The sequence below is a fragment of the Ruegeria sp. YS9 genome, from assembly GCF_024628725.1.
Lineage (GTDB): Bacteria > Pseudomonadota > Alphaproteobacteria > Rhodobacterales > Rhodobacteraceae > Ruegeria > Ruegeria atlantica_C.
Window position 1 is genome coordinate 509351 of record NZ_CP102410.1, and the last position, 11881, is coordinate 521231.

The 11881-nt window shown below is 57.3% G+C and carries 9 protein-coding genes, 1 pseudogene and 1 riboswitch; of the genes and pseudogenes, 5 read left to right on the forward strand and 5 right to left on the reverse strand.

What is annotated here, in order from left to right:
• Positions 1–26: 26 nt before the first annotated feature.
• Genes NOR97_RS18615 through NOR97_RS18635 form a run of 5 tightly spaced genes read right to left on the reverse strand, consistent with a single transcriptional unit; the run spans position 27 to position 6351 of the window.
• Positions 27–1109 carry an ABC transporter ATP-binding protein gene (locus tag NOR97_RS18615; RefSeq protein WP_257600995.1) on the reverse strand — a complete coding sequence of 361 codons (1083 nt, stop codon included), beginning with the start codon at positions 1107–1109 and terminating at the stop codon, positions 27–29.
• A 3-nt stretch (positions 1110–1112) separates the two neighbouring features.
• Positions 1113–2768, reverse strand: coding sequence for an alpha-glucosidase (locus NOR97_RS18620; RefSeq protein ID WP_257600996.1), 1656 nt, complete (start codon positions 2766–2768; stop codon positions 1113–1115).
• Positions 2769–2777: 9 nt separating this feature from the next.
• Positions 2778–3926, reverse strand: coding sequence for a carbohydrate ABC transporter permease (locus NOR97_RS18625; protein ID WP_152460245.1), 1149 nt, complete (start codon positions 3924–3926; stop codon positions 2778–2780).
• Between the two features lie 3 nt (positions 3927–3929).
• Positions 3930–4937 (reverse strand): carbohydrate ABC transporter permease, encoded by a 1008-nt coding sequence (locus tag NOR97_RS18630; protein ID WP_257600997.1) that lies wholly within the window; start codon positions 4935–4937, stop codon positions 3930–3932.
• Positions 4938–4992: 55 nt separating this feature from the next.
• On the reverse strand, positions 4993–6351 hold the full coding sequence (locus tag NOR97_RS18635; protein ID WP_257600998.1) for an ABC transporter substrate-binding protein: 1359 nt from the start codon (positions 6349–6351) through the stop codon (positions 4993–4995).
• Positions 6352–6571: 220 nt separating this feature from the next.
• On the opposite strand from NOR97_RS18635, the gene NOR97_RS18640 reads away from it, so the two are divergent.
• The 5 genes and pseudogenes from NOR97_RS18640 to NOR97_RS18660 all read left to right on the forward strand — a co-directional run bounded on the left by NOR97_RS18640 (position 6572) and on the right by NOR97_RS18660 (position 11582).
• The gene (locus NOR97_RS18640) at positions 6572–7603 is read left to right on the forward strand and encodes a LacI family DNA-binding transcriptional regulator (RefSeq protein WP_257600999.1); all 1032 of its coding nucleotides are present in this window, start codon (positions 6572–6574) and stop codon (positions 7601–7603) included.
• Between the two features lie 2 nt (positions 7604–7605).
• Positions 7606–8907, forward strand: a pseudogene (locus NOR97_RS18645) (GH1 family beta-glucosidase); the annotation flags it as partial.
• Positions 8884–9933: a glucokinase gene (locus tag NOR97_RS18650; protein WP_257601395.1), complete on the forward strand. Its 1050-nt coding sequence runs from the start codon at positions 8884–8886 to the stop codon at positions 9931–9933. The pseudogene NOR97_RS18645 and the gene NOR97_RS18650, both read left to right, overlap by 24 nt.
• 40 nt (positions 9934–9973) lie before the next feature.
• On the forward strand, positions 9974–10900 hold the full coding sequence (locus NOR97_RS18655) for a carbohydrate kinase (RefSeq protein ID WP_257601000.1): 927 nt from the start codon (positions 9974–9976) through the stop codon (positions 10898–10900).
• A gap of 16 nt (positions 10901–10916) precedes the next feature.
• On the forward strand, positions 10917–11582 hold the full coding sequence (locus tag NOR97_RS18660; RefSeq protein ID WP_170345326.1) for a D-lyxose/D-mannose family sugar isomerase: 666 nt from the start codon (positions 10917–10919) through the stop codon (positions 11580–11582).
• A gap of 99 nt (positions 11583–11681) precedes the next feature.
• Positions 11682–11879, forward strand: a riboswitch (cobalamin riboswitch).
• Positions 11880–11881: the final 2 nt, after the last annotated feature.

Genomic DNA, 11881 nt, shown 5'->3' on the forward strand with positions numbered 1-11881 from the left:
ATTCTGTCAAGAACTGCGTTTCGCTGCTATTTGCGCATGGACAATCCATTGTGGAACAGGTGCACCTTGTCCGGTGCGGCGGTGACCGAGACTGTCTGGCCACGCAGGTTTCGCTGAATCCCCGGCAGTTTCGCAATCACCGCATCCGCACCATCGGCTTTCTCAAAATACAGCAACGTGACTTCGCCCAGGGCTTCGGTAAAATCCACTTTGCCGGACAGAATCGCGGTTTCATTTGTCGTGGTCAGGTCTTCAGGGCGCACCCCGATATTGACCTTTTTTCCCAGGTCACTGTCTTCGGTTGGAACCGCAGATTTTGCAATCCCGCCTGATGACAGTTCAACGGTTGTCGTTTCGCCGGTTCCAGTGATTGTGCCGGACAGCAGGTTCATGGAAGGCGAACCGATGAACTGCGCAACAAACTCGTTGTCAGGCGTCTCATACAGTTCAAGCGGTGTCCCGACCTGCGCGATGCCCTTGTTGGCCAACACCACGATCCGACTGGCCAGGGTCATGGCCTCGACCTGATCGTGGGTCACGTAGATCATGGTGCTGTCAGGCATGGCCTCTTTCAGGCGCGCGATCTCAATCCGCGTGGCCACCCGAAGTGCCGCGTCGAGGTTCGAGAGCGGTTCGTCGAACAGATACACCTTTGGGTCACGAACAATCGCGCGCCCGATGGCAACCCGTTGACGTTGCCCCCCGGAAAGAGCTTTTGGCAGGCGGTCCAGGAATGGTTCCAGCTGAAGGATCTGAGCGGCACGATCTACGGCAGCATCAATCTCGGCCGCGGGCATTTGTGCAATTTTGAGGGCAAAGGCCATGTTCTCGCGTACGGTCATGTGGGGATACAAGGCATAGCTTTGAAACACCATCGCGATGCCCCGCTGTGCAGGCGGAACATCGTTCATGACCTGCCCTTCGATTTCCAGCGTGCCGCCTGTAATCTTCTCCAACCCGGCGATCATCCGCAACAGGGTGGACTTGCCGCATCCGGAAGGACCAACAAAAACGATCAGTTCGCCTTGTTCGATGTCGAGGTTGATGTTCTTCAAAACATCGACAGGGCCATAGGATTTGGCGACATCCGTTAGGTTGAGTTCAGACATGCGTTATCCCTTTTTCCTATACATCAGGATGAACTGCGCCGCGTTCAGGACAACGTTGCCGCTTCCCTCAATGCCGCCCAGGTCCTGACCCATGACCTGCCAACTGCCTTCGGGCAGTTTGAGCTCGGCAGTATCCGCACCCAGATTGAACGCGCAGAAAACCTGCTCGTGCGAATCCTCACGTACAAAAGACAGAACCGAGCCCGTTTCTGCCATGCCGGTCTGCGCCCCCAATGCCAAAGCAGGATGCGCATGCCGCAAGGCAATGGCGCGACGGTAGTGGTTCAACACCGAGTTTGGATCCACCTCCAATCGGTCTACCGCCTGCCCGGCCTGCTGTGCGCTTACCGGCAGCCAGGGTTCTGCGGTGCTGAAACCCGATTGTTCATCTTGTGCCGCCCAAACCATCGGTGTGCGGCAGCCGTCGCGGCCCTTGTACTCGGGCCAGAACTCGATGCCATAGGGGTCTTGCAGTTTCTCGAACGGCACATCCGCTTCGTGCAGGCCCAGCTCTTCGCCCTGATAGAGGCAGGCAGAGCCGCGCAGGCACATCATCAGAACCGCGAGCTGTCGGGCTGCCGCGTCATCCAGATTCCAGCGCGAGACGTGTCGCTGCACGTCGTGGTTGGAAAATGCCCAACATGGCCACGCGTCCCCTGCCTTCGCTTCCAGTTGGTCGAAAACGTGCTTGGTGTAAGTGGCTGTCAATGCACGTTTTTCCAGGAACTCGAAGGCATAGCACATGTGCATCCGTTTATCCCCGGATGTGTATTCGCCCATAATCTCGAGCCCACGCTGCGCATCTCCGACCTCTCCCAGGCAAGCCCGGTCTTCATATTCATCCGTCAAAGCCCGCAATCTTTCGAGGAAGGCGATGTTCTCGGGCTGGCTTTTCGAAAACAGGTGGTCCTGATGGTTGTAGGGGTTCACGGCCGGCGCGATCGTGGCGTTGCGTTGATCCATCGGCAGCGCGGGATTGTCGCGCAGCGCCTTGTCGTGGAAATAGAAATTGATGGTATCCAGCCGAAAGCCATCCACCCCCAGATCAAGCCAGAACCGCGCCACGTCCAGCAACGCATCCTGAACAGCCGGACAGTGGAAATTCAGATCCGGCTGCGATGTCAGGAAATTGTGCAGATAATATTGCAGGCGTCGTGCATCCCATTGCCAGGCCGAGCCGCCGAAGATCGAAAGCCAGTTGTTCGGAGGCGTGCCATCCGGTTTGGGGTCCGCCCAAACATACCAGTCGGATTTCGGGTTCTCCCGACTGCTGCGGCTTTCGCTGAACCAAGGGTGCTGATCGGATGTATGCGACAGAACCAGATCAATCATGATCCTCAGACCCTTCGCATGGGCCTGATCCAGAAGCGCTTTGAAATCCGCCAACGACCCGAACATGGGATCGACATCGCGGTAATCACTGACATCGTAGCCAAAATCCTTCATCGGCGATTTGAAAAACGGCGAGATCCAGATCGCATCAACGCCCAGCGAGGCGATGTAATCCAGTCGCGCAGTGATGCCCCTCAGATCGCCGATCCCATCCCCGTTGCTGTCCTGAAAACTGCGTGGGTAGATCTGATAGATCACCCCCCCGCGCCACCAGTCCGAAGACAGTTTCGTTGCTTTGTATTGTTCAAGGTTGTTCTGCACGTTCATCAGACGCCTCTATTTGACAGATCCGGCCAACAGGCCGCGGACCAGGTATTTTTGCATTGCGAAGAAGACGACCAGCGGCACGAAGATCGAGACAAAGGCAGCGGTCGCAAGGATTTCCCAGTTGCCGCCACGCGTACCCAGCAGCTCGACGATGCGGTTCGTCATCACGGTTGTCTGGCCGGTCGCGTCGATCAGGAAAACCTTGGCGACAAGCAGGTCATTCCATGTCCACAGGAACTGGAAGATCGCGAAAGACGCCAGCGCCGGGAAGCTGAGTGGCAGGATCAGTTTGGTGAAGATCTGAAACTCGGTGGCACCGTCGACGCGGGCGTTTTCGATCAGATCTCGTGGCAATCCGGCCATGTAGTTGCGCAGCAGGTAAATCGCCAGGGGCATCCCAAACCCTGTATGCGCAAGCCAGACACCCAGATAGCCCTTGCCGATCCCGATATTGAGGTGAAATTTCAGCAACGGGATCAAGGCCAATTGAAGCGGCACGACCAAAAGGCCAACAACAGCCGCGATCAGCAAGGCGCGTCCGGGGAAATCCATCCAAGCAAGTGCATAAGCTGCAAATGCGGCAACCAAAATCGGAATTATGGTCGCCGGGATGGTTACGGTCAGCGTGTTGAAGAACGCCTTGGCCATGCTGTCCGTACTGCTTTGATCCAGAAGAACCTTTTGGTAGTTTTCCAAGGTGAACTCGGGCGGCAATTCGGCCGTAACAAAGATGCGCACGCCACGTTTTCCGGTGAACTCCTCGGTGTTTTCCATCCGGTAGTTGCCGGCCGCATCCACCGTGATCGTACCACCTCGGCGCAGTTCTGCTGTTTGGCCCGGTTCAAATGCATCTACCTCGCGCGAACTGATGCCCCATCTGGAAATCGTTGCTTGCTCATCTTCGCCGAACAACGCCCCCTGAATGACATACACTCCGTTTTCCAGCACCTGCGTATCGGGCGCGGCACTGCGAAGGGTCAGATTTTGTTCAGAGGGAAACAGCGACCGCCACCAGCCGCTGGACGATATCTGATCTGCCGTCCGAAAAGACGAAATCAGCAAGCCAAGCGTGGGGATGACCCAAAGGGTCACAAGAAAGACGACTGACAGATGCACCACCCATCTGAGCGCGGGTTTGGTTCCGGCGATATCGCTCATGGCTTACTCCATCTCTTTGCGCGCGTTGCGCACGTTCCAGACGAGGATCGGTGCAACAAGCAACATGATCACCATGGCCGAGGCCGACCCGACGCCCCAGTCATTGGCGCGGAAAAGCTTGTCATACATGTAGTTTGCCAGCACCTGCGTCTCCCACTGGCCATTGGTCATTGCAAAGACGATGTCGAACACTTTGAGAACGGTGATCGTGATCGTCGTCCAAACAACAAGGATTGTGGTTTTGACCTGCGGCACCTTGATCTTGAAGAAGATCTGAAAGGGATTGGCCCCGTCCAAGATGGCCGCCTCGATGGTTTCTTCGGGAATACCGCGCAAGGCCGCCGACAGGATCACCATGGCGAAACCCGTCTGAATCCAGATCAGGACAACCATCAGAAAGAAACTGTTCCAGAATGGAATTGTTAACCACGTGTTGGGTTCACTGCCGCCGAAGAAGATGTACAGCGCGTTCAGGATTCCTATCTGGTCTTGTTCAGCTGGTCGCGCGTCATAAACCAGTTTCCAGATCACCGATGCACCAACAAACGAAATGGCCATCGGCATGAAAATCAGGGACTTGGCAAAGTTCCCCCAACGGATTCGGTCGGTCAGTTGCGCCACGAGAAGACCAAAAGCCGTTGACATGGCTGGCACGACGATCAGCCAGAACATGTTGTTGCGCATGGCTTCCCAAAACTTCGGCTCCGCCGCCATTTGGGTATAATTGTCCAGGCCAACCCATCGGTATCCGCCACCGGGCACGCGCTCTGTCAGTGAAAGGCGCAAGGTTTCGACCACCGGATACGCCAGATAAAGCCCCAGCGCGGCAAGCGCCGGGAACAGGAACAACCATGGACGGATCAAGTTCGCGCGGTTGATGTTTCGGCCCGCATTCGGACCGCGCGGCGGAAACAGGATTTTGTCCAGAAACTGGTTGGAAAGATAGAAGTAGCCCACGCAACCCGACACGCCGATGGCGATCGTCAGCAGGCCTTGAAGTGCGGGTGTCATGGTGCGCCCATCCGTTTGGCAAGTGGGGCGGCCCCGGGACCGCCCCATAAGTTGGTCACTTGGCTGCGTCCCAGGATGCCTGGATTTCACTGGCCACGGTGGCTGCATCTTTTGCACCCGAAGAGTAGTCGACCATCCCGGTCCAGAAAGTACCTGCCCCAACCGCACCGGGCATCAGGTCGGACCCGTCAAAGCGGAAGGTCGTGGCGTTGGTCAGAATTTCGCCCTGTCCGCGCTGTGAATCATTCGAGTAGTTATCCGGGTTTGCACCAAGGTGGGGCGTCAGGAAACCATCCTGCGACATCATGATCTCATGAGCGAAAGGTGTCTTGAGGAACTCAAGAAAGGCTTCGGCCGCGGGATTTGGGTTGGTGATCGTGAACAATGTCCCGGCCCCAAGCACCGGTGTACCCAGGTCTTTTTCGGCGTAAGCCGGGAAATAGAAGAAGTCAGCATCCACCCCCAATTCCGTGCCCTCCGGAAAATAGGCGGGAATAAACGAAGCCTGACGATGCATCATGCAGGCCGGCGGGCTATCGAAAAGACCTTTGGGGCTGTCACGGAAATCAATTGCCGCCGTGTCGTCTGCATCACCCACCACATAGTCGTCATTGCGGGTAAAGCTGCCATATTCCTCAATCGCGGCTATGACGCGGGGATCATCGAACTTGATCTCGTTGGAAACCCATTGGTCATAGACTTCTGGCGGTTGCGTGCGCAGCATAAGATCCTCGACCCAATCCGTTGCGGGCCAACCCGTTGCGCCACCCGAGGCCAGACCAACGCACAAGGGCGTCTCACCGTCTTCGACCATCTGATCCATCAGAGCTTTGAACTCTTCCATGGTTTCGGGCACTTCATACCCAAAGTCTTCGAAGTTTTCGGGCACGTACCAAACCAGAGATTTGACGTTCACATTGAAGAAGAACCCGTAAAAATCGTCAGCCCCTTCCGCGTTCTCAAACGTTCCCAGATCCACCCAGGACTGACCGGCAGCGAAGTTCTCCCTGATCCAGTCCGCAGTACCTTCGGCCAAAGGTGTCAGATACCCCTGCTTGGCGAGGTTTGCCGCCAGACCGGGCTGCGGGAAAACAGTCAGGTTCGGAGCGGAACCTGCGGCTGCATCAATAAGGATTTGCTGCTCCAGAGAGTCCGAGCCCACATAGCTGGAATTCGCACCTGTTGCTTCGTCGAAATAGGCCACGAGGTTCTCGAAAGACTTGCCCTCGCCGGCCAGCCAGGGGCCGAAAATGGTCAGGCTTTCGCCGGACAGATCATTTGCTTCGGCAAAGGCCTGAAACCCATCCCAGTCAAAACTGCCCTCGCCGACGGCGTGGATCATCTCACCCTCTGCCTGAACTGATCCGGCCATCAGGGCGAGTGCCGCCGCACCTGCGTAAAGCCCGTGTTTCATCAAATCCTCCTCCCAAGCTTTCATGTATTCAAAGACTCGCTTTCAAAGCGCTTTGGATAGCCCGTGTTATCCGCTAACATTGGCACCCTGTCAATGTTTTGCTTTCCAGAGCCAGAATTATTTATATTTTCTGCTTTCCACGCAAAACAAGTTGACGGATGCTGCATTTGCTCACAAAACAAGAAAGAGCCACTCAATTGAAGGCGCTTTGAATCGTAAAATGAACCTGAAGCAGCTCTCGGAAGTTCTGGGCCTTTCGCAAACTACGGTCAGCCGGGCGCTGAACGGGTACCCCGAAGTGAGCGAGGACACACGTGCGCGCGTTCAAGCCGCGGCGCACAAACACGGGTACCGGCCGAACAGTCGCGCCAAAGGGCTTGCGACCGGACGATCGATGGTGATCGGCCACGTCATTCCCAGCTCGTCCCAACATGAAATGGTCAACCCGATCTTCGGGGATTTCGTCGCCGGTGCCGCAAAAAAATATGCCGAACATGGCTATGATATGATGTTCACCAACGCCGACGACACCTCGATTGAGGAAGCGTATCGGAGTCTCTTTCAGCGCGGCGCGGTGGACGGGGTTGTGCTGCAAGGCCCCAAAGTGAACGAACCACGTATCGAAGTCCTGACCCGTATGGGCGTCCCATTCATCGTGCACGGACGCTCGACCGGCGTCGACGCTCAATATGACTGGATCGACGTAAACAACAAAAGTTCGTTCCTGCGCGCCACCCGCTTTCTGATTGACCTTGGCCATCGCCGTATCGCTCTGATCAACGGCCTGGAAGATATGGACTTCGCCCAACGTCGCCGCGACGGATATCTTGAGGCGCTTGGGCAGGCCGGGCTGGCGCCCGATGCAAATCTGATGCGCAGCGCTGAAATGACAGAGGTTTACGGCCATCACGAAACGCAGAACATGTTGCGCCTGGACACCCCTCCGACTGCGATTCTGTGTTCGTCGATGATATCCGCCATCGGTGTGCGGCGCGCTCTGTCCGAAAACGGGCTTGAGATGGGTGCGGATGTGTCAGTGATCGCCCATGACGACGACCTGTCCTATTTGAAGAACGGACAGGATGTTCCGATTTTCACCGCAACGCGCTCGTCCGTCCGGCAGGCGGGTGAAATGGCGGCTGACATGTTGATCCAGCGCATCAAATCTCCGAATGATCCCGTCAAAACGAGGCTGCTGGAGGCCGAGCTGGTCGTTGGCAGGTCAACCGGCCCTGCGCCCAACAGGTTGTAACCATGAAACACGCACGCGCTGATTTCCCCAAAGATTTCCTCTTTGGTGTCGCCACCTCTGCGTACCAGATTGAAGGCCACGCACAGGGCGGTGCGGGGCAGACACACTGGGATACCTTTGCGGCGTCACCGGGCAACGTGGTGCGCGGGGAAAACGGAGACGTGGCCTGTGATCACCTGAACCGGTTCGAGCAGGATTTCGATCTGGTGCGCGAAGCCGGGTTCGACTGTTATCGCTTTTCGACCAGTTGGGCACGTGTATTGCCGGACGGGCGTGGTCAGGTCAATCAGGCAGGGCTGGATTATTATGATCGGCTGGCTGACGCCCTGCTGGAACGCGGTATCCGCCCCTGTGTGACGCTTTATCATTGGGAATTGCCGTCAGCGCTTGCGGATCAGGGGGGATGGTGCAATCGCGATATCGCGGATTGGTTCGCGGATTATACCCAGGTCATTATGGGTCGGATCGGCGACCGGATGTTCAGTGCGGCACCGATCAACGAACCCTGGTGTGTCAGCTGGCTGAGCCATTTTGAAGGCCACCATGCGCCCGGTCTGCGCGACATCCGCGCCGCGGCCCGGGCGATGCATCACGTTTTGTTGGCCCACGGGCGGGCCATTCAGGCCATGCGCGGTCTTGGCATGAGCAACCTAGGTGCCGTGTTCAACCTCGAATGGTCCGAGCCAGCAGATGGCAGCGCGGAAGCGCGGCTTGCGGCAGATCGCTACGATGCAATCTACAACCGGTTTTTCCTGGGCGGGGTTTTCAACAAAGAATATCCCCAAACCGCCTTGGAGGGGTTGGAGCCGCACCTGCCCAAAGGCTGGCAGAACGACTTTGAAACCATCGGTACACAGGTCGATTGGTGCGGGTTGAACTATTATACCCGAAAACTGATTGCCCCGGCGGACACCGCCTGGCCCAGCCTGCAAGAGGTTCCCGGACCGTTGCCCAAAACGCAGATGGGATGGGAAATCGAGCCCTCTGCCCTCACCCGCTTTCTTGTCCGAACAAGGAAAGACTATACGGGCGCGCTGCCAATCTATATCACCGAAAACGGAATGGCGAGTGAGGCGCGCGTGCAGGACGATGATCGCATCGATTATCTCGACAGGCACCTTGCGGCCGTGCTGGACGCTTTGGCACAAGGTGTTCCGGTGAATGGCTATTTTGTCTGGTCGCTGCTGGACAATTACGAATGGGCCTTCGGGTACGAGAAGAGGTTTGGACTGGTGGACGTGGATTTCGAAACACTTGCGAGAACGCCCAAAGCGTCTTTCATGGCGCTGAAATCCGCCCTGTCCGAGGGTCAGAGCGTCTCTCAGCCGTTAGCGCAACCATTCGGTGCCGTGCATGAGCATTGGAATCTGGTCGCGGATATCGGGGGCACGAACACACGTCTGGGCGTCGTCACGAATGGCGAATTGGCAGATCTTCGGAAACACCCGACAGGAACATTGGAAAACCTGCTGGAGGCGCTCCATGATCTCAGGGACGAGATCGGAACCAACCCACAGGCCGTCGTCGCAGCCGGAGCCGGGCCTGTCAGGGACGGAACGATTCAGCTGACCAACGCGAACCTGGATCTCTCGGAGACAGAGTTGGCAAATGCAACAGGAGCGCAGCGCACCTTTGTGATAAATGATTTTACCGCCGCGGCATGGTCTGTGGCCGAGGTGACCCGGTCGGATGTTGCCGTCTTGCAGGGTCAGGTAACGCCGCCCGCAGGCACACGATTGGTTGTTGGCCCTGGAACCGGACTCGGCGTTGGCGCCTTGCTTTATTCCGAAGGCAGGTATCACACGGTTTCCGGCGAAGGCGGGCATGTGGGTCTGTACCCGCGCCATCGCGACGAAGTTGATATTTTTGAAGCGGCGCGTCGTATCGCACCGGGCTGTTTCTTTGGGGACAGCCTGGCACTGGAAGCAGAAATGTTCCTGAGCGGAACCGGCCTGCCGGTCCTGTATCAGGCGGTTGAATTGGCAGCCGGTCATGCGCGGACACAGGCGCGCTCTGCGAAAGAAATTCTGAACGATGCCCGCAGCGGCACCGATCTCATCGCCGAAAAAACGGCGCAGATTTTTACCACTCATCTGGGTGCTTTGATGGGTGATCTGGCAGTCACCTTGATGCCGGAGGGAGGCGTTTTCCTTGTGGGCGGCGTTGCCGAGAAAAACCGCTGGCTTTTCGGTGACACCTTCAAGGATGCGTTCAACGGCGGCGGTCGCTTCAGCGATTTGCGCCGTTCCCTGAACCTTTACGTGTCTGAACAGGCAGAGTTCGGGATCATCGGCGCAAACAACTTCTGCAAGAACGCGCTGCGACAGTAACCAGCCAAACCGAAATTTCTATTCCGAGAAGGACCAAGACATGATCCTGTGCTGTGGTGAAGCGCTGATAGATATGATCTCAGAACCGACCGTGTCGGGTGCACTGGGCTTTGTGCCACATACCGGTGGTGCAGTTCTGAACACAGCCGTCGCGATGGGACGTCTGGGTGTTCCGGTTGGGATGCTGACAGGTTTGTCATCGGACATGTTCGGCCAGCAATTGATCGATGCGCTGAAAGCCAGTCATGTGGACACGACACATGTGATCATCTCGGACCGTCCTACCACGCTTGCCTTTGTGCAGCTCTCGGAAGGGCACGCGACTTACAGCTTTGTTGATGAAAACACCGCGGGCCGGATGTTGCTGCCAGAAGACATGCCCGATCAGCTTCCTGCTGTCTCAGCCCTGTATCTCGGCGGAATCAGCCTTGCCTGTGAACCTTGCGCAGATGCCTATGCCGCCCTTCTGGACCGCCACGGTTCCGACCGGGCGGTGATGCTGGATCCGAATATCCGCCCGGGTTTCATCAAGGATCAAACCCGGTTCAGAGCGCGTTTGAACCGCATGATCTCACAAGCGGATATCGTCAAGGTTTCAGACGAGGACCTGGACTGGATCATTCCGGGCGCTGAATCCGAAGACGCGAAGGCGTCTGTGCTGTTGCAGGCGGGTCCTTCCGTTGTCATCGTCACGCGTGGCAGCGACGGGGCGCACGGCTATCTGGCGGATGGTTCCGAAGTCTCGGTTCCTGTGAAGCCCGTTGAAGTGGTCGACACGATCGGCGCAGGTGACACGTTCAACGCCGGCGTCCTGACCGGTCTCAGCCGTGCAGGGCATCTGACCAAATCAGGTCTGCGCGGATTGACGGCTGAAAGCCTGCAAGCAGCCATGGAGCTGGGCGCTGACGTGGCGGCCGTGACCGTTTCCCGAGCCGGGGCGGAACCCCCCTGGGCGCACGAGCTTTGACCTGCGGGATGGCATGATGAAACGATCCGAAATCAACCGTATCAAGACCCAGGCACAAGCATTCATTCAGTCCTTCGGTGCCGTGTTGCCACCCTTTGCGGATTGGTCGCCCGAGAAAATGCGCAGCCCTCTGGCGGAAACGATCCGCGGCCGCGGGCTGGGATGGGACATAACCGATTACGCACAAGGCCGTTTCGACGAACTTGGACTGTTTCTGTTCACTCTGCGCAATGGCGAGGCGAAGGATCTGAAATCCGGGCGCGGGATGCTCTATGCGGAGAAACTACTGATCTCGAAAGACAATCAGCTTTCTCCGATGCACCGGCATATCGTCAAGGCAGAAGACATCATAAACCGGGGCGGCGGCGACCTCGTTCTGGAAATCCATGCCTCGGATCCAAACGGTGGCGTCGACCGCGACAACCCGGTGACGGTCCCAAGCGATGCCTGCCCTGTAACCTTGCAACCCGGAGAACACTTGCGGCTGAAGCCGGGGCAAAGCGTAACTTTGATGCCCGGCATCTGGCACGCTTTCTGGGCCGAGCGCGGCGATTGCCTTATTGGCGAGGTATCGACCGTGAATGACGACCGTACGGACAATGTGTTCGAAGAGCCGATCCCACGGTTTTCGAAGGTCGAGGAAGATACCGATCCGGATTTTCTTCTTGTATCAGACTATTGACACCGTTCGGTCCGGGCTGGCGCAGCAGGATCGCTGGCTCAACTGTTGCAATTCCATCCACCACCCTTTCGCCTGCCGCTTGACAAGTCTGGCATAGCCGGACTAGCTGAGCGGGATGGTTCCGTAAGGGATGAAAATGGGAACACGGTGCGGCGCTGGAATGTGCCAAGTCCGTGACTGCCCCCGCAACTGTAAGCGGAGAGCGACGCCACTTCACCACTGACCCGTATGGGTTGGGAAGGTGGGCCGAGCCTTGACCCGCAAGTCAGGAGACCTGCCATCGCATGGTAACCAACCCG